The 25,765-nt window shown below is 72.3% G+C and carries 22 protein-coding genes, 1 tRNA gene and 2 pseudogenes; 11 read left to right on the forward strand and 14 right to left on the reverse strand.

Features of this window, described 5'->3' with window-relative positions; all coding sequences use genetic code 11:
- Positions 1–43: 43 nt before the first annotated feature.
- The 6 genes and pseudogenes from hutH to FLL47_RS29590 form a co-directional block, all read right to left on the reverse strand.
- The gene (gene hutH / locus FLL47_RS29565) at positions 44–1,579 is read right to left on the reverse strand and encodes a histidine ammonia-lyase (RefSeq protein ID WP_144124786.1); all 1,536 of its coding nucleotides are present in this window, start codon (positions 1,577–1,579) and stop codon (positions 44–46) included.
- An 89-nt stretch (positions 1,580–1,668) separates the two neighbouring features.
- Positions 1,669–2,793: pseudogene (gene hutI / locus FLL47_RS29570) on the reverse strand (imidazolonepropionase); the annotation flags it as partial.
- Positions 2,781–4,172: a formimidoylglutamate deiminase gene (locus FLL47_RS29575; protein WP_246158824.1), complete on the reverse strand. Its 1,392-nt coding sequence runs from the start codon at positions 4,170–4,172 to the stop codon at positions 2,781–2,783. The pseudogene hutI and the gene FLL47_RS29575, both read right to left, overlap by 13 nt.
- The gene (locus FLL47_RS29580; RefSeq protein WP_144124791.1) at positions 4,166–5,365 is read right to left on the reverse strand and encodes an allantoate amidohydrolase; all 1,200 of its coding nucleotides are present in this window, start codon (positions 5,363–5,365) and stop codon (positions 4,166–4,168) included. The genes FLL47_RS29575 and FLL47_RS29580 overlap by 7 nt, the downstream gene beginning before the upstream one ends.
- A 157-nt stretch (positions 5,366–5,522) precedes the next feature.
- A complete protein-coding gene (gene hutU / locus FLL47_RS29585) occupies positions 5,523–7,172 on the reverse strand; it encodes a urocanate hydratase (protein ID WP_144124794.1) in 1,650 nt (549 codons plus the stop codon).
- Positions 7,173–7,184: 12 nt separating this feature from the next.
- Positions 7,185–8,036, reverse strand: a complete 852-nt coding sequence (locus FLL47_RS29590; protein ID WP_144125309.1) for a MurR/RpiR family transcriptional regulator — start codon at positions 8,034–8,036, stop codon at positions 7,185–7,187.
- Positions 8,037–8,174: 138 nt separating this feature from the next.
- Between FLL47_RS29590 and FLL47_RS29595 the strand changes: the two genes are divergently transcribed.
- Complete coding sequence (locus tag FLL47_RS29595) at positions 8,175–9,017, forward strand: class I SAM-dependent methyltransferase (protein WP_144124797.1); 843 nt, start codon at positions 8,175–8,177, stop codon at positions 9,015–9,017.
- 74 nt (positions 9,018–9,091) lie between these two features.
- A complete protein-coding gene (locus FLL47_RS29600; RefSeq protein ID WP_144124800.1) occupies positions 9,092–9,925 on the forward strand; it encodes an MOSC domain-containing protein in 834 nt (277 codons plus the stop codon).
- 30 nt (positions 9,926–9,955) lie between these two features.
- On the opposite strand, the gene FLL47_RS29605 is transcribed toward FLL47_RS29600, so the two are convergent.
- Positions 9,956–10,471, reverse strand: coding sequence for a GNAT family N-acetyltransferase (locus tag FLL47_RS29605; RefSeq protein ID WP_144124803.1), 516 nt, complete (start codon positions 10,469–10,471; stop codon positions 9,956–9,958).
- A 77-nt stretch (positions 10,472–10,548) separates the two neighbouring features.
- Positions 10,549–13,656: a M14 family metallopeptidase gene (locus FLL47_RS29610; protein ID WP_144124806.1), complete on the reverse strand. Its 3,108-nt coding sequence runs from the start codon at positions 13,654–13,656 to the stop codon at positions 10,549–10,551.
- 181 nt (positions 13,657–13,837) lie between these two features.
- Between FLL47_RS29610 and FLL47_RS29615 the strand changes: the two genes are divergently transcribed.
- The gene (locus FLL47_RS29615; RefSeq protein WP_144124809.1) at positions 13,838–14,188 is read left to right on the forward strand and encodes an MmcQ/YjbR family DNA-binding protein; all 351 of its coding nucleotides are present in this window, start codon (positions 13,838–13,840) and stop codon (positions 14,186–14,188) included.
- Positions 14,189–14,199: 11 nt separating this feature from the next.
- Here FLL47_RS29615 and FLL47_RS29620 read toward each other — a convergent pair.
- Positions 14,200–14,272 (reverse strand) — tRNA-Leu (locus FLL47_RS29620).
- 69 nt (positions 14,273–14,341) lie between these two features.
- On the reverse strand, positions 14,342–14,818 hold the full coding sequence (bcp, locus tag FLL47_RS29625) for a thioredoxin-dependent thiol peroxidase (protein ID WP_144124812.1): 477 nt from the start codon (positions 14,816–14,818) through the stop codon (positions 14,342–14,344).
- Positions 14,819–14,925: 107 nt separating this feature from the next.
- On the opposite strand from bcp, the pseudogene FLL47_RS43710 reads away from it, so the two are divergent.
- The 4 genes and pseudogenes from FLL47_RS43710 to FLL47_RS29640 form a co-directional block, all read left to right on the forward strand.
- Positions 14,926–15,603 (forward strand): annotated as a pseudogene (locus tag FLL47_RS43710) (energy-coupling factor ABC transporter permease); the annotation flags it as partial.
- Positions 15,604–15,621: 18 nt separating this feature from the next.
- Positions 15,622–15,999 carry a PDGLE domain-containing protein gene (locus tag FLL47_RS43715; RefSeq protein ID WP_246158865.1) on the forward strand — a complete coding sequence of 126 codons (378 nt, stop codon included), beginning with the start codon at positions 15,622–15,624 and terminating at the stop codon, positions 15,997–15,999.
- Between the two features lie 2 nt (positions 16,000–16,001).
- Entirely contained in the window at positions 16,002–16,772 is a 771-nt protein-coding gene (gene cbiQ, locus FLL47_RS29635; RefSeq protein ID WP_144124815.1) for a cobalt ECF transporter T component CbiQ, read from the forward strand.
- Positions 16,769–17,530: an energy-coupling factor ABC transporter ATP-binding protein gene (locus FLL47_RS29640; RefSeq protein ID WP_144124818.1), complete on the forward strand. Its 762-nt coding sequence runs from the start codon at positions 16,769–16,771 to the stop codon at positions 17,528–17,530. Before cbiQ ends, FLL47_RS29640 begins: the two co-directional genes overlap by 4 nt.
- A 207-nt stretch (positions 17,531–17,737) precedes the next feature.
- On the opposite strand, the gene FLL47_RS29645 is transcribed toward FLL47_RS29640, so the two are convergent.
- The 4 genes from FLL47_RS29645 to FLL47_RS29660 form a co-directional block, all read right to left on the reverse strand.
- Positions 17,738–18,898: a hypothetical protein gene (locus tag FLL47_RS29645; protein WP_186315981.1), complete on the reverse strand. Its 1,161-nt coding sequence runs from the start codon at positions 18,896–18,898 to the stop codon at positions 17,738–17,740.
- A 20-nt stretch (positions 18,899–18,918) separates the two neighbouring features.
- Complete coding sequence (locus FLL47_RS29650) at positions 18,919–19,653, reverse strand: thioredoxin domain-containing protein (RefSeq protein ID WP_144124821.1); 735 nt, start codon at positions 19,651–19,653, stop codon at positions 18,919–18,921.
- 99 nt (positions 19,654–19,752) lie between these two features.
- Entirely contained in the window at positions 19,753–20,325 is a 573-nt protein-coding gene (locus tag FLL47_RS29655) for a DoxX family protein (protein ID WP_144124823.1), read from the reverse strand.
- 30 nt (positions 20,326–20,355) lie between these two features.
- Positions 20,356–20,949: a sigma factor-like helix-turn-helix DNA-binding protein gene (locus FLL47_RS29660; protein ID WP_144125314.1), complete on the reverse strand. Its 594-nt coding sequence runs from the start codon at positions 20,947–20,949 to the stop codon at positions 20,356–20,358.
- 181 nt (positions 20,950–21,130) lie between these two features.
- On the opposite strand from FLL47_RS29660, the gene FLL47_RS29670 reads away from it, so the two are divergent.
- The 4 genes from FLL47_RS29670 to FLL47_RS29685 all read left to right on the forward strand — a co-directional run bounded on the left by FLL47_RS29670 (position 21,131) and on the right by FLL47_RS29685 (position 25,692).
- Complete coding sequence (locus FLL47_RS29670; protein WP_186315982.1) at positions 21,131–21,847, forward strand: hypothetical protein; 717 nt, start codon at positions 21,131–21,133, stop codon at positions 21,845–21,847.
- Positions 21,848–21,960: 113 nt separating this feature from the next.
- The gene (locus tag FLL47_RS29675; protein ID WP_144125317.1) at positions 21,961–23,616 is read left to right on the forward strand and encodes a copper resistance CopC/CopD family protein; all 1,656 of its coding nucleotides are present in this window, start codon (positions 21,961–21,963) and stop codon (positions 23,614–23,616) included.
- 32 nt (positions 23,617–23,648) lie between these two features.
- Entirely contained in the window at positions 23,649–24,350 is a 702-nt protein-coding gene (locus FLL47_RS29680; RefSeq protein WP_144124832.1) for a YcnI family copper-binding membrane protein, read from the forward strand.
- Positions 24,351–24,486: 136 nt separating this feature from the next.
- Positions 24,487–25,692: a hypothetical protein gene (locus FLL47_RS29685; RefSeq protein WP_144124835.1), complete on the forward strand. Its 1,206-nt coding sequence runs from the start codon at positions 24,487–24,489 to the stop codon at positions 25,690–25,692.
- Positions 25,693–25,765 lie beyond the last annotated feature (73 nt).

Below are 25,765 nucleotides of genomic sequence, written 5' to 3' on the forward strand. Positions count from 1 at the left end.
GCCGCGCCGCGCGCCGGGGTGGGGCGCGGGGCGGCGCGGGGGGTCAGGCTAGGGGGCCTACCTCGGCTTTGATGGCGTCGAGGAGGTCGGGGCCGGAGACGGCGGCGCGGACCTGCTCCAGGATCGGGGCCATGAAGACGTCGGGGCCGGGCATGCCGATGACGGGGGTGAGCTGCTCGATGGCCACCCGGCCCGCGGGCGACGGGGTCAGCGGGGCGCGCAGCTGGAGACCGCGTACCGCGGCCAGCAGCTCCACCGCGAGCAGGCTGGTCAGGTTGTCCAGGACGACCCTCAGCTTCTTCGCCGCGGCCCAGCCCATGCTGACGTGGTCCTCCTGCATACCCGAGGTCGGGATGGTGTCGACGCTGGCGGGCGAGGCCAGCCGGCGGTTCTCGGCCACGATGCCCGCCGCGGTGTACTGGGCGATCATCAGGCCGGAGTTGACGCCCGCGTCGGGGCTGAGGAACGGCGGCAGGTCCCGCGAGCGGGTCATGTCGAGGAGCCGGTCGACGCGGCGCTCGCTGATCGAGCCGATCTCGGCGGCGGCGATGGCGAGGAAGTCCGCGGCGAAGCCCAGCGGTGCGCCGTGGAAGTTGCCGGTCGACTCGACCCGGCCGTCGGGCAGCACCACCGGGTTGTCGGCGAGGCTGATCAGCTCCCGCGCGGCGACGGTGCGGGCGAACTCCAGGGTGTCGCGGGCGGCGCCGGCGACCTGCGGGGCGCAGCGCATCGAGTACGCGTCCTGCACCGCGTGCTCGTGGTCGTCCCGGTGACTGTCCATGATCGACGACTGCTGGAGCAGCTTGTACATGTTGGCGGCGCTCGCGCCCTGGCCCGGGTGCGGGCGGATCTCGTGGATCGACGGGTGGAACGGCCGGTCGGTGCCGAGCATGGCCTCGATCGACAGCGCCGCGGTCACGTCGGCCATGGTGCACAGGTGGCCCAGGTCGTCGCAGGCCAGCAGCAGCATGGCGAGCATGCCGTCGGTGCCGTTGATCAGTGCCAGGCCCTCCTTGGAGCTCAGCGAGATCCCGGTGAGCCCGGCGGCGTGCAGGGCGTCCTCGGCGGCCACCCGCGCGCCGTCCTTGCCGAGCACCCAGCCCTCGCCCATCAGCACCAGGGCGCAGTGGGCCAGCGGGGCCAGGTCCCCGGACGCGCCGAGCGAGCCGTGCTCGGGCACCCAGGGGGTGATGTCGTGGTTGAGCAGGTCGACGAGGGCCTGGGCGACGAGCGGGCGTACGCCGGAGTGGCCCAGCGCCAGCGAGCGGACCCGCAGCAGCATCATGGCCCGCACCACCTCGCGCGGCATGGGCGCGCCGATGCCGGCGGCGTGCGAGCGGATCAGCGAGTGCTGCAGCTCGGAGCGGCGCTCGGGGGCGATGAAGGTGTTCGCGAGGGCCCCGAAGCCGGTGGAGACGCCGTACACGGGTCGGCCGTCGCGTTCGATGTCATCGACGATGGCGCGGCTGGCCTGCATCGCGGCGATGGCGGTGTCGCTGATGGCGACCTGCGCGTCGGCGCGGGCCACGGCAGCGACGGCGCTCGGCGCGATGCCGGTGGGTTCGACGATGACGGTCATGAGAGCACTCCCTTGTGCGGAGATTCCGGATGGTGCGGCCCCGAGGCGTTAAGAAGGTGCCCTTCCTCTACGCATAGCGATGTGAAGGTGCCCTTCCTTGCGACAGAGCTGATCAGCGGCACGCCGGGCCGGTAGGCCAGGTGCAGGTGAGAAGGGGCGTCGAGGACGATCAGGTCCGCGGACGCACCGGGGGCGAGGTGGCCCAGGTCGGGGCGGCGCAGGGCGCGGGCGCCGCCTGCCGTCGCGGCCCAGACTGCTTCGGTGGGGGTCATGTTCATGTCCCGCACCGCGAGGGCGATGCAGAAGGGCATGGACGACGTGTACGACGAGCCGGGGTTGCAGTCTGAGGCCAGCGCGACGGTCGCCCCGGCGGCGAGCAGCCTGCGCGCGTCGGGGTAGGGCGCGCGGGTGGAGAACTCGGCGCCCGGGAGCAGGGTGGCGACCGTGTCCGAGTTCGCGAGGGCGTCGACGTCGGCGTCGGACAGGTGGGTGCAGTGGTCGGCGCTGGCGCAGTCGAGTTCCACCGCGAGCTGCACGCCGCCGCCCATGGTGAGCTGGTTGGCGTGGATGCGCGGGCGCAGCCCGGCCGCGATGCCGGCCTTGAGCACCCGCCGCGACTCCGTGACGTCGAACGCACCCCGCTCGCAGAACACGTCGACCCAGCCCGCGTACTTCGCGCAGGCGTCCAGCATCGGGCCGGTGACCAGGTCCAGGTAGCCGTCGGGGGAGTCGGCGGGTTTGACGTGCGCGCCGAGGAAGGTGACCTCGTCGGTGAACTCGGCTGCGATCCGGACCGAGCGGGCCTCGTCGAGCGTGCTGAGGCCGTACCCACTCTTGATCTCGATGGTGGTGGTGCCCTGCCGCAGCGCCTCGCCGACCAGGCGGGCCACGTTGGCGCGCAGCTGGTCGTCGGTCGCGGCGCGGGTCGCGGCCACCGTGGTGCGGATGCCGCCGCCCGTGTAGGGCTCCCCGGCCATACGCGCCGCGAACTCCGGCGCGCGGTCCCCGGCGAACACGAGGTGGCTGTGGCTGTCCACGAAGCCGGGCAGCACCGCCGCGCCGCGTACGTCGAGGCGCTCGTCGGCGGCGGGCGCGCCGGCGGCCGGGCCGACCCACTCGACCTGCTGGCCGACCACGATCGCGGCGTCGCGCAGGATGCCCAGCTCCGGATCGTTCGTGGTCAACTCGCCGATGTTGGTGATCAGTAGAGACATGAGATCGCCTCCTGTAGCTCGCGGGCCACGTCGACGGAGACGTGCCGCCCGTCCCGGACGATCTCCCGGCCGTCGGCCAGCACGTGGGTGACGTCGGCGGCGCTCGCCGCGAACAGCACACCCTCGGGGTCGATCCCCGCGGTGCGCGGGCTGTCCAGCGCCACGGTCACCAGGTCGGCGCGTGCCCCGACCTCGAGGCGCCCGGCGTCGGGCCAGCCCAGGCTGGTGTGCCCGGTCGCCGTCGCCGCGGCCCGCAGTTCGGCCGCCGTGAAGTGCCCGCGCTGCTCGGTGGCGAGACGTTCGTCCAGCTCCAGGGCCCGCGACTCCTCGAAGAAGTCTATGACCGCGTGGCTGTCGCTGCCCAAGGTCAGCCGGGTGCCCGCGTCGGCCAGCGTGCGCGCCGGGCCGATGCCGTCGCCCAGGTCGCGTTCGGTGGTCGGGCAGAAGCAGGCGTACGAGTCCGACAGCAGCGCCATGTCCCCATGCGTCAGGTGCGTGGCGTGTACCGCCGTGAAGGTCTCGTGCACCGCCCCGAAGTCGGCGAGGACCTCGGTCGGCGTACGCCCGTGCTCGGCCAGGCAGGCCTCGTTCTCGGCGCGCTGCTCGGACACGTGCGCGTGCAGCGGACGTCCGGCAGCCCACGCGGCCACGGTCGCCATCTGCGGCAGCGGCACCGCCCGCACCGAGTGGATCGCCGCCCCGACGACCAGGTGCGGCGCGTCGGGCAGGGCGTCGACCCGGTCCGCCCAGCGCAGCGCGTCCCCGTCCCCGAACCGCGACTGCGGCCCTTCCAGCGGCTTGCCGTCCACGGACGCGGTCAGGTACAGCGTGTCCAGCAGCGTGATCCGCAGCCCCGCGTCCTGCGCGGCGGCGACGAGCGCGTGGCCCATCGCGTTCGGATCGGCATAAGGCGTCCCACCCGCCCCGTGATGCAGGTAGTGGAACTCGCCCACGGACGTGATCCCCGCCAGCGCCATCTCCCCGTAGACCCCCCGCGCGAGCCGGTAGTACGAGTCCGGATCCAGCGCAGCCGCCACCCGGTACATCTGCTCCCGCCAGGTCCAGAACGACCCCCGGTCCCCGTGCGTCCGCCCCCGCAACGCCCGGTGAAACGCATGCGAGTGCGCATTGGCAAACCCCGCCATGGTCAACCCAGCCCGATAAACCACCCCCTCACCCGTCGCCGCGCCGCCGGGACGACGATCTTGCGGGGACTGTGGAGACGACACGCCTGAATCGGGCGTATCCCTAACAGTTCGCGCAAGATCGTCGCGATCTTGGGGGCGGGTTACCCGGGTGAGGCGGTTTTCGTGGAGCTCCAGGACGGTGTCCGGGAAGACGCCGTCGGGGAGCCAGGCGTACTGGCAGTGGATCAGCACGCCAGGTCCTGGAGGGCGGTGGCGAGGGCCTGGATGCCGGATTCGCAGTCGGCGTCGGGGGCGTGCTCGGCGGGGGAGTGGGAGATGCCCGTCGGGTTGCGGACGAAGAGCATGGCGGTGGGCACGAAGGCGCTGAGGACACCCGCGTCGTGGCCCGCGCCCGTCGGCAGGACGGGGGCGTCGTCGAGGAGCTTGGCGAGGCGGTCGCGCAGGCCGCCGTGGAACTCCGTCTCCGGGGACACCGACTCGGCGGTCAGGCTGACCTTGGTGCCGTCCGCCAGGGCCCGGTTCTGGGCCTGCAGGTGGATTCCGGCGACGACCTGCTCCATCGTGTCGGGGGAGTCGGCGCGCGCGTCGAGCCATGCGCTGACCTTGGCGGGGATGGCGTTGGTGGCGTTCGGGTAGACCTGGACGCGACCGATGGTGGCGTGTGCGCCGAGCCGCCTGGCCTCGTCGTTGGCGGCCAGTACGGTGGCCGCGAAGGTCAGCATCGGGTCGCGGCGGTCGGCCATCAGCGTGGTCCCGGCGTGGTTGGCCTCGCCGAGGAAGTCCAGCCGCCAGCGGCCGTGCGGCCAGATCGCGCTGGCCACGGCTACCGGCCGGTCCAGGTTCACCAGGGCGCGGCCCTGCTCCACGTGCAGCTCGACGTAGCAGCCGATGCGGCCGAGCAGGTCCGGCCGAGCACCGGCGGGGCCTGCGCCGAGCGTGGCGCGCATGGCCGTGTCCAGCGTGACGCCGTCCCGGTCGGTCAGCGCCGCCGCGGCGGCCGGGTCGACCAGCCCGGCGAGCAGGCGCGAGCCGAGGCAGGCCAGCCCGAACCGGGAGCCCTCCTCCTCGGCGAACACCGCGATGCCGATCGGGCGGGCCGGGGTGACACCCCGGGCCCGCAGCTCGTCGATGGCGAGCAGGGCGCTGACCACACCGAGCGGTCCGTCGTACGCCCCGCCGTGCGGCACCGAGTCCAGGTGCGAGCCGGTCAGTACGGCGTCTCCGGCGGCGGGGTCGCCCCACCACGCGAACATGTTGCCGTTGCCGTCCTCCTCGATCACCAGATCACGTGCCCTGGCCTGCTCGAGGAACCACCCCCGCATCGTCATCTCGGCCGGTCCGAAGGCGTAGCGCAGGTAACCGCCGGTCTCCGCGTCCCGCCCGACCGGCGCGAGCTGCGCCCAGAGCTCCGCGAACGCGCTCATGCCGCCACCTCCACGCCGACCCGCACCCACGCCCCGCTCCCCGCGATCTCCGACCGCCGGGTCCGCAGGTGGAAGTGCAGTTTCGGGGAAACTGCACGAAAACCGGCCCGGATTCCCGCAGTTTCCCCGAAACTGCCGAACTCGCTGTGCTCGCTCATCAGGACTCGCGCATGGGGATGCGGACGTTGCGGTCGGTGGCGACGTCGGCGGCGAGGTCGTAGCCGGCGTCGACGTGGCGGATGACGCCCATGCCGGGGTCGTTGGTGAGGACTCGTTCGATCTTCTGGGCGGCGAGGGCGGTGCCGTCGGCGACGGTGACCTGGCCGGCGTGGATGGAGCGGCCGATGCCGACGCCGCCGCCGTGGTGGATGGACACCCACGATGCGCCGGAGGCGGTGTTGACCAGGGCGTTGAGCAGCGGCCAGTCGGCGATCGCGTCGGAGCCGTCGAGCATCGCCTCGGTCTCCCGGTACGGCGAGGCGACGCTGCCGCAGTCGAGGTGGTCGCGGCCGATGACGATCGGGGCCTTCAGCGTGCCGTCGGCGACCATCTCGTTGAACCGGACGCCGGCCTTGTCGCGCTCGCCGTAGCCGAGCCAGCAGATGCGGGCGGGCAGGCCCTGGAAGGCGACCTTCTCCTGGGCCATTTTGATCCAGCGGGACAGGGACTCGTTCTGCGGGAACAGGTCGAGCACGGCCTTGTCGGTGGCGGCGATGTCGGCCGGGTCGCCGGACAGCGCGGCCCAGCGGAAGGGTCCCTTGCCCTCCTCGAACAGCGGCCGGATGTACGCGGGCACGAAGCCCGGGAACGCGAACGCCCGGTCGTACCCGCCGAGCTGCGCCTCGCCGCGGATGGAGTTGCCGTAGTCGAACACCTCGGCCCCGGCGTCCATGAAGCCGACCATGGCCTCGGCGTGCTTGACCATGCTGGCGCGGGCCCGCTCGGTGAACTCCTCCGGCTTGTCGGCCGCGAAGGTCTGCCACTCCTCCATGGAGACGCCCTCGGGCAGGTAGGACAGCGGGTCGTGGGCGCTGGTCTGGTCGGTCACGATGTCGATCTCGACGCCGCGGCGCAGCAGCTCCGGGAAGATCGTCGCAGCGTTGCCGACCACGCCGACCGACAGCGGCCGGCGCTCGCGCTTGGCGGCCAGCGCCAGTTCGATGCCGTGGTCGAGGGAGTCGGCGACCACGTCGAGGTAGCGGGTCTGCACCCGGCGGTCCAGGCGGGTCTTGTCGACGTCGACGATCAGGCACGCGCCGCCGTTCATGGTGACCGCGAGCGGCTGCGCGCCGCCCATACCGCCGCAGCCGCCGGTCAGCGTCAGCGTGCCCGCGAGCGTCCCGCCGAACTTCTTCTCGCCCACGGCCGCGAACGTCTCGTAGGTGCCCTGCAGGATGCCCTGGGTGCCGATGTAGATCCAGGACCCGGCGGTCATCTGGCCGTACATGGTCAGGCCGAGCTGCTCCAGGCGGCGGAACTCGGGCCAGGTGGCCCAGTCGCCGACCAGGTTCGAGTTGGCCAGCAGCACACGCGGGGCCCACTCGTGGGTGCGGAACACGCCGACCGGGCGGCCCGACTGGACCAGCATGGTCTCGTCGTCCTTGAGCGTGGTCAGGGTGCGGATCAGCGCGTGGAAGCTCGGCCAGTCGCGGGCCGCCTTGCCGGTGCCGCCGTACACCACCAGGTCCTGCGGACGCTCGGCGACGTCCGGGTCGAGGTTGTTGCACAGCATCCGGATCGCCGCCTCCTGCGGCCAGCCCAGCGCGGTGCGGGTGGTGCCGGTCGCGGCACGGATGATCTGCTCCATCGCTTCCCCTACCTATTCCATGAAGACGCTGCGGCGGGTGGCCGAGCTCTCGAAGTGTTCGAGCCGGCGCTGGGTGGCCGCCGGGTCGACGTCGCTGATGGCCTGCAGCAGCACCATGGTCAGCACCATGGGCGCGGTGTGCAGGTCGAACACGAGCTGGGAGCCGACCGCGGCGGTGAGCGTCACGTCGGCGAGGTCGGTGGCCGGGCTGACCGGCGAGTCGGTCACCACGACGATCTTCAGGCCTAGGCCGCGGGCCTCGGCAAGGGCGTCGCGCAGCTCCCGGGGGTATCGCGGCAGCGCGTACGCCAGCACGGCCCGCGCGCCGGAGTCGGCGGCCTGTTCGAGCCGCTCGGCGAGCATGCTGCCGCCGGTGTCCAGCACCCGTACCTCAGGGTGGATCTTGGCGGCGAAGTAGCCGAAGTAGCCCGCGAGCGGGGCGGCGGCGCGCAGGCCGACCACGGGCAGCGGGCGGCTGGCGGCCAGCAGCCCGGCGGCGGCGTGCACCGCGGCCGGGTCGGCCAGGTGGTCGGCGAGCCGGGTCAGGTTGGCCATCTCGCCGCGAACGGCACGCTGCAGGTCGTTGTCGCCGTCGGCGGTCCCGGGGCGCTGCCCGGCGGTGAGTTCGCGCAGGCGGCGGCGCAGCGCGGGGTAGCCGTCGAAGCCCAGCGCCATCGCGAACCGGGTGACCGACGGCTGGCTGACCTGTGCCAGCTCGGCGACCTCGGCGGCGGACAGGTAGGCGACGGTGTCGGCGTGGTGCACGAGTTCGCGGGCGATGCGCCGCTGGGTGGGCGTCAGGCGGGCGCCCTGCACGAGGGAGCGCACGTCGGCGGTGGCCCCGGTGGCTGCCCCGGTCGGCACATCGGTTGTAGGCACCACATTCACAGAGACACTGTATGCAAACTTTCATTCAGTGACAATCTCGGGTCTGTCCGGGGAGTGGTCGGACATGATAGAACTCGCACACGGATTCATGTTCGCCGTGGAAGGTGCGTCCCCATGCCCGACCGCAAGACTCGGATCAGGCGTGCCGTGTCGCGCACCGCGCTCGCTCCGCTGGCCGCGCTGCCGAAGCGGCTGGCCAGGGTGGCCCGCCACGACGCCAAGGTGCTGCGCCAGTCCGCGCGCTGGCTGGTGACGTCCCGCGAGCACCACAACTACACCTACGACCTGACCCCGCTGAACCGCGAGCACCTCGCCTGGTTCGTCAGCCTGGTCGCCGAGGCGCCCGTCGCCGACGTACGCGGCTGGATGGCGGAGATCGACGCGGACGACGTGCTGCGCGCGCACATCGAGCAGACGACCGCGAAGTCCGCCCGCCGCGGCCTGGCCGACAAGCAGGTCCGCTACGCCCGCCGGGTCGGCTGGTATGCCCTGGTGCGCGCGCGCAAGCCGCGCCACGTGGTGGAGACCGGCGTGGACAAGGGCCTGGGCACCTGCGTGCTGGCCGCCGCGCTGCTGCGCAATACGGCCGAGGGCCATCCGGGCCGGGTCACCTCGCTGGACATCAACCCCGAGGCGGGTTACCTGGCCAAGGCGTTGCCCTGGGCCGGCGTGGTGGACCTGGTCATCGGCGACTCGATCACGGCGCTCAACGCGCTGGACCGGCCGGTGGACATGTTCCTGCACGACAGCGATCACAGCGCGGGGCACGAGCAGCGCGAGTTCACCGCGGTCGAGCCGCACCTGTCCGAGCGGGCGCTGCTGCTCACCGACAACGTCACCATCACCACGGTGCTGCTCAAGCACGCGGAGAAGACCGGCCGCCGCTTCCTGGCCTTCCGGGAGCAGCCGAAGGAGCACTGGTATCCGGGCGACGGCATCGGGGCAGCCTGGCGCTGAGGCGGTCGCCCGGCGCCGGATGCATCGACGACAGGCGTACACCCCGCTGCGTGACGCGCTGATAACGTCGCGTCATGCGAGTGAGTGCGCTGCACACGTACCCGATCAAGGGCTGCCGACGGGTGGATCACCAGCGGGCGACGGTCGAGCCGTGGGGCCTGGCAGGCGACCGCCGCTGGATGATCATCAATCCGGACGGCTCGGAGGTGACCCAGCGTGAGGTCGCCCGGCTCGCGCTGCTGCGCGCCGTGCCTGTCGGCGGCGGCCTCGAACTCTCCTTCCCCGACTCGGCGCCGCTGCTGGTGGAGCAGCCCGTCCCGGACCCGGTGACGCACTCCACCCTGTGGACCAAGCCCTATCCGGCGACCGCGGCCGGTCCCTCGGCCGACGCGCTGCTCAGCAAGGAACTCGGCCGTGACGTGCGGCTGGTCTGGATGGACGACCCGGCGAGCCGCCGCCCCGTCCCGCCGGAGTACGCGCTGCCCACCGACCGCGTCTCCTACGCCGACGGCTTCCCGCTGCTGCTGGCCAACAGCGCCTCGCTGGCCAGGCTCAACGACTGGATCGCCGAGTCCGGCTCCGACGAGGGGCCGCTGCCGATGGCCCGGTTCCGGCCCAACGTGGTGGTCGACGGCGCGGCGGCGTTCGCCGAGGACGGCTGGCTCGGATACCGGCTGCGCATCGGGGCGGTCGAGTTCCGGGCGGCGAAGGCATGCGGCCGCTGCGTGGTCACCACCACCGACCAGGAGACCGGCGTACGCGGTCGCGAACCGCTGCGCACCCTGGCCCGCTACCGCAACGTCGACCAGCGGCTGCTCTTCGGCACCAACCTGATTCCCGACACGCTCGGCGAGATCAGGCTCGGCGATCCCGTCGAGGTGCTCGACCGGTTCGGCGACCCGGTCTAGGAGTTCCGCCAGGTCGGCGACACGGTCGTCTCAGCCGAGGTCGAGCCACATCACGACCTCGTCGCGGTCGTCACCGGGGGCCAACCGCAACGCGCCCGGCAGCCGGCCCACCTCCCGGTAACCCAGCGGCGTGTAGAACCGCTCCAGACCCATACCGCCGCGCACGGTGATGTGCAGGCCCTCCAGGCCCATCTCGCGGCCGATCCGCGCGCCCTCGCGCATCAGCGCCGCGCCCTCGCCCCGGCCCTGCCGGCGCGGGTGCACCATGACCCGGCCCACCGTGCGCCAGTGCGCCGACAGCGCGAATCGCTGACTCACCAGGATCAGCATGGCCGCGACGGCACCGTCCTCGTCGTAGCCGACGAGCAGCCGGTCGATCCCTGCGGCGATCCCGTCGAACGCCGCCCGCGCCACCGGTTCGACGTCGCTCCGCGTCACCTGCCCGACGAAGCCGACCGATCCACCGGCGTTCGAGACGTCGGTCCACAACCCGACGATCTGCTCGCACACCTCGTGCGTCAGCTCAGGATCCACCTCAAACCGCATGATCCCGATCTTACGAAGAGAAGGAAGGGCACCTTCTACAACGCTATGCGTTGTAGAAGGTGCCCTTCTTAACTCGGTCAGTACCCGAGCAGGTGTTTCATCGAGCGCTTGACCAGGTCGTTGCGCTGCGCCGGGGTCAGGCCCTCGGCGCCGAATCCGGTGAACACCGTGTCACGGGTGACCACGATCGAACCCTCCTCGAACGCCTGCTGGCTGCGCACCCAGGTGTTGCTGCCGGCCGGTGAGCCGTCCGGCGCCGCGGCGACGGTGAAGCCGCCGAAGCCGTCCTCGAACGAGGTCGTCGCGACCGGCGCGCCGTCGGCGCTGACCGTCACGTCGTCGAGGAAGACGCCGAGCCCCTGCGTGCCCCAGTCGGACGCGTAGGAGATCGAGATCTCCACCTGCTGGCCCGCGTACGGGGTCAGGTCGTACGCCAGCTCCGTCCAGCCCCCGGAGGGACCGGTCAGTGCGTGCCACGAACCCGTCGTGCCCGTCGGCGAGCAGTCCGCGCCCTGGTAGTGCGCCAGGAACGGGTGCACGTCGGACCAGCCGCTCGCGCAGCTGTCACCGGTCACCTGGGTGCTGTGCCCGGTGGTGTCCGGCAGCGTGGTCCAGGTGTCCGAACCGACCGGGTGGGCCTCCACGAACATGAAGTCCCAGTTCGGCTCGGTGTCGTACGACGACCAGAACCGCAGCTCGCCCGAGGTCTTCCCGGTCAGGTCCACGGTCCGGGTGAGCCGCTTGTACGAGGTGTCCGCCCGGTCGCTGTAGGTGTACCAGTCACCGGTGCGCGGGTCGAACGGCGCCGCTCCCGGGCGCAGCCAGTCCGCCGGGGCGGCACTGTTGAACTGCGGGAACTGGGCCGGTGGCAGGAAGCTCGACGTGGTCAGGAACGACGCGGTGTGCGTCTGGTTGCCCGCCGAGCCGGCCGCGTTGAGCGTGCCCGAGAAGCCGCTGAACGCGCCCGTGCTGCCGCCGACCCCGTACGGCACGCCGTCCGGATCGGTGCCGCCGTCGCTGACGTAGGTGTACGCGCCGAGGTAGTACTGCATGAAATCGTTCAGCAGCGGCAGGCACGGGTACGCGCGCACCGTGCACTCCGGCTGCGCCGGCGCGTCGGGCTGGTAGAAGTACGCCCCGTCGGCCGACTGCGCGAACAGCGCGTTCTGCCCGGTGAGCAGCAGCTTGCCACCCTCGTTCAGGTAGTCGCGCACGGCCAGCTCGATGTCGAGCGCGGCCTTCGCGGCGGTGCCGCCGGGCTGCCCGGTGGACCGCAGGATGACGTCGTCGCCGGTCTCCCAGACGATCGCCTTGTAGTGCGACAGCACGCCCAGGTGGTGCGGCGCCTTGCGGCCCTGCGCGTCGAAGTCGTACACGTCGCTGGAGTAACCGGCCGCGCTCAGCGAGGCGGCGTAGTCCGCGGCGAACTTCGCCGTGGTGACGCCCTGCGCCGGGCTGATGCCGGTGACGTCCTCCGCGGCGAGGACCAGCACCTTGCCGCCGATGTCGCCGTTCACCCGGTAGGTGAAGTGGTCGCTGGTCACCGCGCCGATCCGCCCCGGCGTCACGGAGAACCCGCTGAACCACACCTCGACCTGGTCGCCGGGCTTCTGCCCGGTCACCGTGCCGCGGAACTCGGCGTAGAAGTCGTCGTTCTCGCCGCCGTAGCGCTCGCCGCCCTTCCACTCCTTCACCGAGCCGGACTTCGTCGCCCCACCGTTGATCTTCCAGTTCACCTTCACGTTCTTCAGCGACCGGCGGATCGTCGCGGCGACGGCCTGGGTGCGGCCGTACGACACGTCGAAGTTGTCGGTGACGAAGTGCGGGGTGACGTGGCCCAGCACGGACACCGGGTCGTCCGGCCGCGCCGCCGACTTCGCCAGCGACAGGGCGAACGGGATGTTCTTGGCGAACTCCGCCTGGATCAGCTCTTCGTCGTCCGGGAAGTTGAAGCCGCTGGCGCAGTCCTCGGCCAGCCACTCGTCGTCCGGAATGGAGTTCGACACCGTCTCACAGGTGGTCATCTCGGGGGTGAAGCCGAGCGTGCCGTACCTGGCCTGCATGTGCGAGTCGACGTCGCCGTTGGTGGTGTACAGCTCCGCCGAGATGTCCGGGTCGTAGCCGGGCACCGCCGAGTTCGCGTCGTCGCCGGCCAGCGCCGTGTAGATGGTGTCGTCCGGCGTCGGTGTGCTGACCTGCCAGCCCGTGCCGTAGAGCAGCAGCTCCGCGGCCGAGTGGTAGTTGACGTAGTAGTCCGGGCGCACCCGCTTGAAGAACGAGTCGAGCGCCTTGCTCTCCGGCTCGGAGTTCGGGCCGCTGCCCCGGTAGGTCTCACTCGCCGGGTCAGGTGAGGAACCCTCGTTGTCGTAACCCCACTTGAAGGCGTAGTTGCGGTTCGGGTCGACGCCGTCGCCGGCCGTGATCTCGCCGTCACCGTTGTTGTCGCGCAGGTTCTTGCGCCACAGGCGGTTGCCCTCGGTGAACGTGAAGTCGTAGCCGTCCGGGTTGACCACCGGGAAGAAGTACAGCTCCCGCGTCTTGATCAGGTTGGTCAGCTCGGCGTTGCTGCCGTACCCGTCGACGAAGTGGTGCAGCAGCCGGCGCACCATCTCCGGTGTGATCCACTCACGGGCGTGCTGGGCCCCGTTGTAGACCACCGACGGCTTGAGCCCGTCGGGCAGCACGCGCGCACCCAGGCTCAGCTTGATGCCCTTGATCGGCTTGCCCTGCACCGAGTGCCCGATCGTCACCAGCTTGGTGATCGACGGGTGCTCCGCCGCGAGCTTCTCCAGCTCCTCGCGCAGGCCGCCAGGCCCGCTGTACGGCCGGTACACCACGTTGCCGGCCAGGGCCTGCTTGCGCAGCGCGTCCGAGGCCTTCTGGCCGCGGATCATCTTCACCGACAGCGACACACCGCGACCGGCCAGCCGTGACGCCTCCACTTCGGAGAGCACCGCCTCGACCTTCACCTTGCCGCCGGGCAGCGGCGCGGTCCGCAGCTCCTCGTTGTCGATGCCGAGCTTGCGGAACTGTTCCAGCTGGCTCTGATCGAGCTCGCCGACATAAACGTCGAGCGGATTTCTCGCCCGATCGCCGTCACCGACGGGTTTCGCGCTCGCCGGCGCGACCAGCGCGATGGCGCTGACCATGCCGAGGCACACCGCCACGACTCGTAGTTTCCTCACTGCCCCTCCAGGGTGTCGAAGGACTCGCGCACCGAGCCTTTCGGAACACCGTTAAATATGTCAATAGACATGCTGTCTTATGCGGAGACGCGCGCGAAATGTCGCCGGTGCGGAGCAGACTGGTGGGTGCGGCGCCGGGCACAGGCTAAAACGGCACCGGCCGGCAACGGGGGAGGCGCGAATGGCCACGGTGGAACAGGTGCGGCAGGTTGCGCTGTCGCTACCGCGGGCGTACGAGGCACTGGTGCGCGACCGGGTCAAGTTCCGGGTGGGGCGGATCGTGTTCGCTGCCTTCTCCGCCGACGAGACGGAGCTGGGCTTCGGTTATCCGAAGGAGGCCCGCGACGCGCTGGTGGCGGCGGAGCCGGACAAGTTCTTCCTGCCGCGCGCGTCCGACCTGCGCTACCACTGGGTGCAGGCGCGTTTGGCCGCGCTCGACGAGGACGAGATGCGCGAGCTGATCATCGACGCCTGGCGCATGTGCGTACCCAAACGCGTCGCCGCCGACCACCTGCGGGTGCTCGGGAGCTGACGGGGAGTGAGTAGGGCCGGCGGGATTCGAACCCGCACTGGCGCGGACCTAAACCGCGTGCCTCTGCCGTTGGGCTACGGCCCCAGGGGCATCAGATGCCCGCCGTATTCTCGCTCATCCCCGCCCGTGATCGTGATCCAGGTCCCGGCGATTTTAGTCGATCTTGAGGTCGCGGCGGAGTTTGGCGACGTGGCCGGTGGCCTTGACGTTGTAGAAGGCGTGCTCGATCAGGCCCTTCTCGTCGATGACGAAGGTGGACCGGATGACGCCCTGCACGACCTTGCCGTAGTTCTTCTTCTCGCCGAACGCGCCGTAGCCGGTGAGCACGGCCTTGTCCTGGTCGCTGACGAGCGGGAAGGTGATCGCGTCGCGCTCGACGAACTTGGCCAGCTTCGCGGGCGCGTCGGGGGAGATGCCGACGACGGCGTATCCCTTGGCGGTGAGCGAGGCGAGCGAGTCGCGGAAGTCGCAGGCCTGGGTGGTGCAGCCGGGGGTCATCGCGGCCGGGTAGGCGTACAGGACGACCTTCTTGCCGCGCAGGTCGGACAGGCTGAGCGTGCCGCCGTCGGCGGTCGGCAGGCTGAAGTCGGGGGCGGCGTCGCCGGGCGCGAGTCGTACGTTCTCCGTCACACCGGACACCATATCCGGGCCGTCCGCCGCGGCAGGCGAGGGCGAGACCGACGCACCTTATTGCAAGTCTTTTGCAACAACCTTAGTCTGGCTGAGTGAATATCGCGATGCACATCTCCAACGGCATCATCGGCGGGCCGATCTCGCTGGCCTACGGCGTGGTCGCCGTGGCGCTGCTGGCCCTCTGCCTCGGTCGCGCGCGCCAGGATCTCAACGACCGGCTGGCGCCCATGGCGGGCCTGGTCGCCGCGTTCATCTTCGCGGTGCAGATGCTCAACTTCCCGGTGCTGCCCGGCGTCAGCGGACACCTGCTGGGCGGCGCGCTGGCCGCCGCGCTGGTCGGTCCGTGGGTCGGCGCGCTGTGCGTCTCGGTGGTCCTGATCGTGCAGGCGCTGGTCTTCGCCGACGGCGGCATCAGCGCGCTGGGCCTCAACATCTCCAACATGGCGCTGCTCGGCACCGCCGTCGGCTACCTGGTGCTGGTCGGCCTGATGAAGCTGCTGCCGCGTACCGCCGCGGGTGTCGGCCTGGCCGTGTTCCTCGCCTCGATCGTCTCCGTGGTGCTCGCCTCGCAGGGCTTCGTGCTGCAGTTCGTGCTCGGCGGCGAGGTGCCGCTGACCATCGGCTACGGGCAGATCTCCGCGACCATGGCCGGTGTGCACGCGCTGATCGGCATCGGCGAGGGCCTCATCGCGGCCGTCACCGTCACCACCGTGGCGAAGGTGCGCCCCGACCTGGTGTACGCGCTGCGCGGCGCGCGGCTGGCGCAGCCCGCGACCGGCGGCCTGCCTACCCGGGTCTTCGTGCTCGGCGGCCTGGCCGTCGCCGCGCTGCTGGCCGGTGGTGCCAGCTACCTGGCCTCGGGCTCGCCGGACGGTCTGGACGCGACCACCCTGACCGGCTGCACCGTCGATGCCGACGGAGTGATCACCGGCGGGAGCTGCATCGCGCAGCGCGCGCAGGACCACGAACTCGGCGGTTCGTTCCTGGCCGACTACGGCATCAAGGGCGTGGACGACGCGACCGGCCTGGCCGGGCTCATCGGCGTGGCGCTGACGTTCGCGGTCGGCCTGGCGATCTTCTGGGCGGTGCGCCGCCGCCGGAACGCGGCCGCCGAGTCCGCGGCGGGCGAGCAGCTCCCCGCCGCCGGGACCCCGGCCGCCGTGTCCGCGGAGAAGTAGCCGTGGGCGCCGGGCACACCCATCCGATGTACGTGCACGGGCACTCGCCCGTGCACCACCTCGCACCCGAGGTCAAGATCGCCGCATCGGTGCTGTTCACCGTTGTGGTGGTGGCGACGCCGCGCGAGCTGCTGCCCGCCTTCGGGGCGTACGCCGTGATCGTGGCGGTGCTCGCGGTGCTGGCCCGGGTCCCCGCGGGATGGCTGGCCCGGCGCAGCCTGATCGAGCTGCCGTTCGTGGCCACCGCGGTGCTGCTGCCGTTCTTCGCGGCGGGCCCCCGCACCGACGTGCTCGGGCTGTCCGTCGCCGTCGAAGGACTGTGGGCCGGCTGGAACATCCTGGTCAAGGGCACGCTCGGCGTGCTCATCGCGCTGCTGCTGGCCGGCACGACCCCGGCCCGCGACGTGCTGATCGGCCTGGACCGGCTGCGCACCCCGCAGGCGATCACCCAGATCGCCCTGTTCATGCTGCGCTACCTGGACGTGCTCGCCGACGAGGCGCGGCGCATGCGCATCGCCCGGCTGTCCCGGCTCGACGACCCGCGCTTCCTGTGGCAGGTGCGCGGCTTCGCGGCTGGACTCGGCACCCTGTTCCTGCGTGCGTTCGAGCGCGGCGAGCGGGTCTTCCTGGCCATGCGCTCGCGCGGCTACACCGGGCGGCTGCCCGCCGCACTGCAGGAGCACACCCGGGCCACCGCCCGGCAGTGGGCGGTCGGGGCCGCGGTGCCCGTGCTCGCCGTCGTGGTCCTGCTGACGGATAGGTTCCTGGTATGACCGCGCTGCTGCTCGACGATGTGCGATACGCCTATCCCGACGGCCACCAGGCGCTGCACGGCGTGAGCCTGCATATCGAGCCCGGCGAGCGGGTCGCCCTGCTCGGCCCCAACGGGGCGGGCAAGACCACGCTGGTGCTGCACCTCAACGGCATCCTGCCGGTGTCCGGCCTGACCGGCTCGTCCGGCACGGTCTCGGTCGGCGACCGCACCGTCGATCCGAAGGACCGGCCCGGCCTCGCCGAGATCCGCCGCCGCGTCGGCCTGGTCTTCCAGGACCCCGACGACCAGCTCTTCCTCCCCACGGTCGCCGAGGACGTGGCGTTCGGCCCGGCCAACCTGGGCCTGCGCGGGGCGGAGCTGACCCGGCGCGTCGACGAGGCGCTGGCCGCGGTCGGCATGAGCGACGTCAAGGAGCGGGCCCCGCATCACCTGTCGCTGGGCCAGCGCCGCCGGGTCGCCGTCGCCACGGTGCTGGCCATGCGCCCCGACCTGCTGGTGATGGACGAGCCTTCGTCCAACCTGGACCCGCAGGCGCGGCGCGAGCTGGCCGAGATCGTGCTCGGGCTGGACGTGACGCTGCTGATGGTCACCCATGACCTGCCGTACGCGATGCAGCTGTGCCCGCGCTCGGTGATCCTGGACGAGGGCCGCATCGTGGCCGACGGCCCAACCCGTGAGCTGCTGTCCGACGCGGAGCTGCTGGCCCGGCACCGGCTGGAACTCCCGTACGGCTTCGCCGTCCCCGCCACGACCTGACCGGACCCCCGCGTCCGACACGTTCCCGCGTCCGACACGTTCCCGCGTCCGACACTCCGTCCCGCGGTGCCACCGCCCCCTCGCATAGACGTTGGCCTATTGCATCGATTCCGACTCGCGAATAGTCGATGTGATAGGCCAACGTCTATTGAAAAGCGGACGGCTCGCGCCCCGCGGAGGGCCCAGCAAGCGGCTCGCGCCGCCGGGTCAGGCGGGCGGTGTGAGGTCGTGCCTGCTCTGGCCGGGCGTGGTGGCGGCCGTGGCCGCGCCGGACTCGGGCGGGCCGGACTCGGTCACGTTCGTGGTGGCCGGGTCGGGTGCGGTCGTGCCGGAGGTGGTGCCGCGCAGGCGGAGCATCCCGGCGGCGGCCACGCCCACGCCGAGGGCGATCACGGTGGCGACGGCGACGCGGGCCGCGGTGTCGCCCCACGGGACCGGGGCGATCGAGCGGTGGAAGACCGCCGCGTTGACCATGCCGGCGAACAGGCCGACCGCCGCCGCGCCGAGTGCCAGCGCGAAGTCGCCCGCGGCGCGGCGGGACAGCGAGTACGCCCCGGCGGCGATCGCGGCCAGCGCGCTGACCAGCGGCCACAGCTGGACCGTGAGCAGTTCGAGCAGGATCGGGCCGAGTGTGTGGTTGCCCGCGTCGATCTCGCGCGCGACCGCGTAGGCCAGCGCCAGCACCCCGGCGGCGATCGCGCCCAGGGCGAGCGCGACGGTGATCGGGCGAGGGCGGCCGCGGACCAGGCCGAGCAGGGCGACGGCGAGCGCCCCGGCGACGGCGGCGACCCACCAGATCACCGGGTTCGGCGGCGGCACCCAGTCGAGCACGCCGGTGACCTGCAGCGCGGTCACCTCGGTGCGCATCGGCACGGTCCACTCGCGGATGCGGTGGGGCTGGTCGGGCGCGGCGGCGACGGCGGGCGGCTCGGCGGTGCCGGTCCAGATGGCGCGCTGGTCGTGCCAGCGGTAGACCGGCTCGTCGCTGACCTTGCGCCACTCCGGGGGCACCGTCGGGTCGGCGTGCGCGGGCGGGTCGACGTGCGCGATGGTGATGTTCAGGTACGTGGCGGGGGAGTGGATGTTCTCGTACACCCCGTCGGGGCGTACCTCCAGGTAGGGCTCGTTGTGGTAGCCGAGCACCTCGACCGGCTTGCCGCTGTGGTTGGTCAGCTGCAGGCGGGCGCCCGCCTCGATCGTGATCACCTCGAGGCCGGGCAGGTCCGGGGTGCCGGTGATGGCGGTGCGGTAGTTCGTGGCGTCGGGGGCGTCGGCCCCGTGCGCGGCGGCGGGGGTGGCGAGGGTGAGCAGCAGGGTGAGCGCGGTCCCGAGGACCGCGCCCACCCGCTGTGCCGTGAGGGGTGTCATCTGCTCCTGCTCAGCTCATGTCAGCTGGTGCTCGCGGACGGGTTGGCGCCGGTGGCCGTGGCGACCGCGGCGGCGATCGCCGCCGAGCTCGCCTGGGTGGGCTTGCCGTTGACCAGGACGGTCGGGGTGCCGGTGACCCCGGCGCGGCCGGCCTCCTCGCTGACGTGGTTGGTCCAGTTGAGGAAGCGCTTGTCGCGTACGCACTGCGCGAAGTCGTCACCGAGCCCGGCCTGCCGGCCGAGCACGATCAGATCATCGTCGGTGGGTCCGGCCCCGCCCTCGGCGGGCTGGTTGTCGAACAGCACGTCGGAGAACTCGGTGAACTTGCCGTACTCGGCGGCGCAGCCCGCGGCGGCCGACGAGCGGGTGGAGTACCGGTTGGTGGACGCGCCGTCGAGGTATGCCACCGGGTGGGTCACCAGGGTGATCTTGCCGTCGGCGGCGAGCTGCGCGATCGAGGCGGAGGCCTCGTCGTGGAAGCTCTTGCAGTGCGGGCAGAGGTAGTCGACGTACTCGTCGACGACGACCGGCCCGCTGCCGGTGGTGATGCCGTTCCCGGCGGCGTTGGCCCCCTTCGGGGCGGTGTATTCCGCCGTCTTGGAGCCCGCGTAGATGCCCCAGCCGATCAGGCCGGCGATGACCAGCGCGGACACCGCGGCGATGGAGATCCACATGGTGCGCTTGCGGCGCTGTTCCTTGGCGATCTGCTCCCGGACCATCCGGGCCGCCGCATTCTGGTCCTTACGGCTGCTCATGCCTGCTCCTCGCCGCGCTCGTCGCCGGCCAGAGCTGCACCGAGCCCGTTGACCCGCTCACTACGGCCGCTCGTTGCCCGCACCTCGCCGGTGCCGTGCTCAGGCCCGCTCCCGGCGGGGCGGGGCGTGCTCGCTCGATTCGTCACTGTCTTCCTCCAGCACGTCGTCGTCCGCCGGCACCCCGGCGGAGAACGGTCGATCCAGTCGTGCGTCGAGGGAGAAACGGCTGACCGGGTAGATGATCAAAAAGATGGCCATCGCCAGGAAGGCCACATCCCGGAAGATCTCCGGAAGATAGTTGGGCGTCACCCCGGGCGGCAGCTGGCCGCCCTTGCTGAAGCACCCGCAGTCGATGTTCAGGCCGCGGGCCCAGGCCGAGCTGATGCCCGCGATGAAGGCGACCATCATGCCCGCCGACAGCCATGCCGCGAGCCGGGTGGCGAGGCCCACCAGGAGCAGCAGGCCGACGACGATCTCCACGAAGGGCTGGATCGCGCCGACGACCATGGCGGCGTCGTAGGACATGATCTGGTACGCGTTCACGGCGCGGCCGTTGGCGGCCAGGTCGGTGACCTTGAGCCCGCCCGCGACCAGGAAGATCCCGGCCAGGCCTAGCCTGGCCAGCAGGCTGACCCACGGCTGGACCCTGTTCCAGCCGGTGCGCTCGTCCATCGCTTTCCTCCTTCGCCCCCGCGCGTCGCCTCAGGCGGCTAAGGCGCTAACGACGTCGTCCACCAGTTCGGCGCGGGCACGCGCGACCCGGGACCGGATCGTGCCGACCGGCACCTCCTGCACCGCCGCCGCCTGCTCGTACGACAACCCCAGCAGCTGGGTCAGCACGAACGCCTCCCGGCGCTCCGGGGACAGCCGGTCGAGCAGCAACGCCGCCCCGACCTGGCCCGCCGGGTCCGGGTGCGGCCCGCTCGTCAGCACCTGTGCGGCCAGGCGCACGCCCAGCCGGCGCTGCCTTACCACCGTACGCAGATGGTCGGCGCAGGTGCGCCGGGCGATGCCGAGCAGCCAGGTGCGCACCGTAGAGCGGCCCTCGAACGCGGGCAGCGCCCGAAACGCCCGCAGGTACGTCTCCTGGGTGAGGTCGTCCGCGCTGCCCGGGTCGACCAGGGCGGCGACGAACCGCCATACCTCGGCCTGGGTGGACCGGACGAACGCGGCCTGCGCGACGGGATCACCGGTGCGGGCAGCCAGTGCCCATTCGGTGGCCGGGTCGACGGCGGTGGCCGGCAGCTCGGACAGCAGGCCGTGACCGCGCCGCGGGGCCGGCGGGCCCGCGGCCATCGCCACGAAGTGCGATGCCGCATGTCCACGGCCCGACGGCTCCTGGGCCTCCGTCGGCGGGGTCGGCTCCGCGCGCCCGCCATCGCGGGCGACGGGGACACCGTCGTCCGGGAGCGTGTCGTCTCGTGGCACGGGGGGCACGGGGAGCAAGCCTAACCGCCGGTCGGGCTCACTCCGGGCGGTGACGACACGCGTGTCCTGGGACACCGGCGGGAACCGAACCGGGGCGGCGGGCGACTACCCGCCCATGACGAACTGCGACGAGGTGCGGGTCGGGCTGTCCGCGCGGCTGGACGGCGAGGTCCAGGCATGGGCGGCGCAGGCCGGGTTCGCGCCGGACGCGCTCGACGGGCACCTGGCCGGGTGTCCGGACTGCCGCACCTGGTCACGGGCCGCCGAGCAGCTCACCCGCGCGGTGCGGATGCGGTCGGTGACGGTGCCCGACCTGACGGCCCCGATCCTCGCCGCGGTCGCGGCCGAACGTGCCGACGCGGCACGGGCCGCCCGGCGGCAGGCGGAGGGACAGCGGCAGATCCTGCGCGTCGCGCTCGGGGTGACCGCCGTAATCCAGGTGCTGCTGGCGCTGCCGGTGCTGTTCGCGGGCGGCGGTGAGCTGCACACCGGCCGGGAGGCGGCCTCGTTCGACATCGCGCTGGCGGTCGGTTTCGCGCTGGCCGCGTGGCGGCCGGACCGGGCCCGCGCGTTCGTGCCGGTGGCCTTCGTGCTCGCCGCCTGCCTGATCACGACCAGTGCCTTCGACGTCGCCGAGGGCGTGACCGCGCTGGCCCACGAGATCGGCCACGCCGCGGCGCTCGTGCAGGCCGGACTCCTGTGGGCGCTCAGCCGCGACACCACCGTCTCGCGCGAACCGGCCCGCCCCGTTACGGTCGCCCCGTGAGTCACATGACTGCGCCCCTCCGCGCCCCCGCGCCCCATGATCACTCGACTTGCCCGGCAGGTGTGCGAATGAGTGGTCAAGATACCCACGTGTGCCAGGCAAGTCCGACGATCATGGACGGCGCGCGAGGCGCGCGGGTGCGGCGGGTGCGGGTGCGGGCGCTGCTGGCGGTGGTGGCGTTCCTCGCGCTGACGCTGCTGCCCGCCTCGCCGGCGTACGCGCACGCGGCGCTGCTGCGCACCAGCCCGCCCGCCGGCTCGGTGGTGCCCGAGGCGCCCAGGGACGTGACCCTGACGTTCAGCGAGCCGGTGTCGCCGGTCGCCGACAAGATCCGGATCATCGGGCCGGACGGGCAGCGGGCCGACCGCGGCGAGCCCACGGTCGAGGGCAACGTGCTGAGCATCGGGCTGCGCGAGGACGCCCCGCGCGGCACGTACCTGGTCAGCTACCGGGTGATCTCCGCGGACAGCCACCCGATCCCGGGCGGGTTCACGTTCTCGGTCGGCGCGCCCTCGGCCACCCCGGCGGCGCTGCCGGAGGAGAAGGTCGACACGACGATCCGCAACCTGATCGCGATCGGCAAGGCGATCGGGTACGCCGGGCTCGTGCTGCTGGTCGGCCCGGTGCTGGTGCTGACGCTGCTGTGGCCGGCCCGGCTCAGCCAGCGCGGCCCGCGCCGCGTCATGTGGACCGGCTTCGGCGTGGTCGCGCTGGCCACCCTGGCGGGCCTGTACCTGCAGGCCCCGTACTCGACCGGGAGCAGCCTGACCGGGGTCACCGGCAGCGACCTGGGTGACGTGCTGGGCAGCCAGTACGGCATCGCGCTGCTGGTACGGCTGGCGCTGCTGGCGGTGGCCGCGATCCTGGTGCGTCCGCTGCTGGCCGGGCGCGACGGGATCGTGGACCGGGTGCTGCTGCTCGCGGTCGCCGCCGGGGCCGCGCTGACCTGGCCGCTGGCCGGGCACCCGGCCGCCTCGCCGGTGCCCGCCGTGTCCGTGGTCGTCGACGCGCTGCATCTGGCCGGGGCGGCGGTCTGGCTGGGCGGCCTGCTCATGCTGGCGCTGTTCCTGCTTCGCCAGGCCGACAACCGCGAGCTGGGCGCGATCCTGCCGATCTGGTCGCGCTGGGCGGCGCTGGCCGTGTCGACCGTGCTGCTGGCCGGGGTGGTGTCCGGGCTGATCCAGATCGGCACCCCGCGGGCGCTGGTCGACACGACGTACGGCCAGCTCATGATCGCCAAGATCGTGCTGGTGGGCCTGATCCTGGTCGCGGCGTTCCTCGCGCGGCGGTGGACGAACAACGGAGCCGCCGACAACCCGCGGCCGCTGCGCCGGATCGTCACCACCGAGCTGGCCATCGCGGCCGTGGTGCTGGCCGTGACCGGCGCGCTGACGCAGACCACCCCGGCGCGCACCGCGCAGGAGACCGCGCAGCTGCCCGCCCAGCCGGTCATCTACTCCTCGACCCTGACCAGCTCGTTGTACACGCTGCAGGTGGAGGTCGACCCGGCCAAGCTCGGCGACAACGCGGTGCACCTGTACGCGTACAAGGCCGACGGCTCGCCGCTGCCGGTGGTGGAGTGGAAGGCCACCGCGGCGCTGCCCTCCGCCGGCATCGAGCCGATCACGTTCCCCGTGCTCCAGCTCACCGACAACCACGCCAGCGGGCAGGTCACCCTGCCCACGCCCGGGGACTGGCAGCTGCGCTTCACCCTTCGCCTCTCCGAGATCGACCAGGATTCGGTCACCGCGACGGTGCCGATCTCATAGCGCTCCACTCGAGCCGTACGAAAGGTCCAGGCATGAAGATGACGCGCCGTTTCGGTGTGGTCGCAGTGACGGTGCTCGGCCTGCTGGCCGTCGCCGTGCCCGCGTCGGCCCACGTCACGGTCAACCCGAAGGAGGCCGTGCAGGGCGGCTACGCCCGTGTGGCGTTCCGGGTGCCGAACGAGTCCGACGACACGAACACCACGAAGGTCGAGGTGTACCTGCCGGAGGACGCCCCGGTCGCCTCGGTCACCACGATGCCGGTGCCCGGCTGGACGGTGACCGTGGCCAAGCGCAAGCTGGCCACGCCGATCGAGGTGCACGGCAGCCCGGTGAGCGAGGTCGTCTCCACGCTGACCTGGACCGCGACCTCGCCCGACGCGGCGGTCAAACCCGGCCAGTTCCAGGAGTTCCCGGTGTCCATGGGCCCACTGCCCAAGGTCGACAAGATGGTCTTCAAGACGCTGCAGACCTACTCCGACGGCGCGGTGGTGCGCTGGATCGACCCGCCGGCCAACGACGGTGCCGAGCCGGAGAGCCCGGCCCCGGTGCTGACGCTGCTGCCTGCGGCGGCGGGTGCGGCGGCGACCCCGGCGACGGACAACACCCTCGCCGTCGGCGACGCCGAGAGCAGCAGCACGGACTGGTTCGGGGTGGCCGGTCTGATCGCCGGTGTGCTGGCGCTGATCCTGGCGGGCCTGGCGCTGGCGCGTACCCGCAAGGAGCCCGCGCGCTAGTCATCCGCACGGTCGCTATCGGCCGGGTGCCCGCATCTGCCGGGTGCCCGGCCGCGTTGTCCCGGGAGAGCGCGCCTCGATCACCGGCGCGCGGAGAGCCTCGCCACCCCACCGGCGAGCCCTGGGAGGACACCCGATGCGCGCTGTTCGTGTTCTCGTTGGTCTGCTGGCCCTGCTCGTCGCGGTGCCCGCGCTGGCCGCGGGCGGCGGCGCGGCCTGGCTGGCCGGGCACGACAGCCCCGACGGGGCGTTCCACGCCGCGATCGCTCCGCCCAAGGACCCCAACCGGGTGCTGGTGGTGCCCGACCTCGACGCGCTGCTGCAACGCGACGTCCCGTACGCGCGGATCGGCGCGACCACGGTGCGCCTGTCGGCGAGTTCGGCGAACACGCCCGCGTTCATCGGCGTCGCCGCGCCCGACGAGGTCGCCGCCTACCTGGCGGGCATCCGGTACACCGAGGTGGCGCAGACCGTCGTCGGGACGGGGCCAGTCGTGCTGCGCACCAACCGGATGGACGCGCCCGGCCGGGATCCGCGCGACCCCCTGTCCCAGGGGTTCTGGTTGCGGCAGGGGCTGGGTTCGCTGTCCTGGAACCCACAGCTGGACCGGGGACAGCACCTGGCCCTGGTCGTGGTGCTGCGGGACACCCCGGTGGTCGCCGGGCCCGCGCTGCCGTCGGACGCGGCGACCCTGGACGTGGCGCTCGGCGCGAGCTGGCTCGGCTCGGCCTCCTGGGGACTGCTCATCCTCGGCATGGTGCTGCTGATCCTGGCGTTCGTGACGCTGTCCTGGCCCGCCCGGACGCGTGAGCAGCCGGACACCGACCTCGACACCGACACCGACGGCGCGCTGACCGCGCTGCTGTCCACCGACACCCGGCCGGTGCTGTCCGGGGAGACCGGGGCGGTCGTTCTGCCGCCGGCACCCGAGCAGCGTGCGCCGCAGGGCGACGAGCCGGGAGTACGCGTTCCGCAGGGCGACCAGCGGGGCGACCGCGCCCCGCTGACCGTCCCGTGGGCGGGCGCGCCGTACACGGGCCCGACCGCCGCGCCGATCGTGACCTGCCTGCAGGCCGCCGCCACCGCTCCCGGCACCGGGACCGCCGCGCGGCTCGACGACACGGTGGCCGCGGTCGCCACGTTCGATGCGACCACGTTCGTCGCGCCGGTCGTGCCCGCGATGCGGGCCGTCGCCGCGCCCGAGCTGCCCTGGCCGCCGCCGCGCGGCACGCTGCCCGCGACCGAGCCGGTCCGGGAAGTGGCCACCGAGGAGTTCGTGCGGGAGTGGCTGCCCCGACCGGGCTGTCAGCTGCGGCTGGACCGCCCGCGGCAGCGGGTCTGAGGCTGACACGACGAGCGGCCCGCACGTACTGGCGTACGGGCCGCTCTCACCGGGGGAACGGTGTGTCACCACT

Source organism: Catellatospora sichuanensis (genome assembly GCF_007483665.1).
Classification (GTDB): Bacteria; Actinomycetota; Actinomycetes; order Mycobacteriales; family Micromonosporaceae; genus Catellatospora; species Catellatospora sichuanensis.

Excerpts from the sequence above, each read along its gene's own strand:
- FLL47_RS29645 (WP_186315981.1), bottom strand. The coding sequence starts at position 18,898 with ATGACACCCCTCACGGCACAGCGGGTGGGCGCGGTCCTCGGGACCGCG.
- FLL47_RS29685 (WP_144124835.1), top strand. The coding sequence starts at position 24,487 with ATGCGCGCTGTTCGTGTTCTCGTTGGTCTGCTGGCCCTGCTCGTCGCG.
- hutH (WP_144124786.1), bottom strand. The coding sequence starts at position 1,579 with ATGACCGTCATCGTCGAACCCACCGGCATCGCGCCGAGCGCCGTCGCT.
- FLL47_RS29640 (WP_144124818.1), top strand. The coding sequence starts at position 16,769 with ATGACCGCGCTGCTGCTCGACGATGTGCGATACGCCTATCCCGACGGC.
- hutU (WP_144124794.1), bottom strand. The coding sequence starts at position 7,172 with ATGGAGCAGATCATCCGTGCCGCGACCGGCACCACCCGCACCGCGCTG.
- FLL47_RS29655 (WP_144124823.1), bottom strand. The coding sequence starts at position 20,325 with ATGGACGAGCGCACCGGCTGGAACAGGGTCCAGCCGTGGGTCAGCCTG.
- FLL47_RS29605 (WP_144124803.1), bottom strand. The coding sequence starts at position 10,471 with ATGCGGTTTGAGGTGGATCCTGAGCTGACGCACGAGGTGTGCGAGCAG.
- FLL47_RS29650 (WP_144124821.1), bottom strand. The coding sequence starts at position 19,653 with ATGAGCAGCCGTAAGGACCAGAATGCGGCGGCCCGGATGGTCCGGGAG.
- FLL47_RS29675 (WP_144125317.1), top strand. The coding sequence starts at position 21,961 with ATGGACGGCGCGCGAGGCGCGCGGGTGCGGCGGGTGCGGGTGCGGGCG.
- FLL47_RS29660 (WP_144125314.1), bottom strand. The coding sequence starts at position 20,949 with ATGGCCGCGGGCCCGCCGGCCCCGCGGCGCGGTCACGGCCTGCTGTCC.
- FLL47_RS29680 (WP_144124832.1), top strand. The coding sequence starts at position 23,649 with ATGAAGATGACGCGCCGTTTCGGTGTGGTCGCAGTGACGGTGCTCGGC.
- FLL47_RS29600 (WP_144124800.1), top strand. The coding sequence starts at position 9,092 with ATGCGAGTGAGTGCGCTGCACACGTACCCGATCAAGGGCTGCCGACGG.
- FLL47_RS29595 (WP_144124797.1), top strand. The coding sequence starts at position 8,175 with ATGCCCGACCGCAAGACTCGGATCAGGCGTGCCGTGTCGCGCACCGCG.
- FLL47_RS29615 (WP_144124809.1), top strand. The coding sequence starts at position 13,838 with ATGGCCACGGTGGAACAGGTGCGGCAGGTTGCGCTGTCGCTACCGCGG.
- FLL47_RS29580 (WP_144124791.1), bottom strand. The coding sequence starts at position 5,365 with ATGAGCGCGTTCGCGGAGCTCTGGGCGCAGCTCGCGCCGGTCGGGCGG.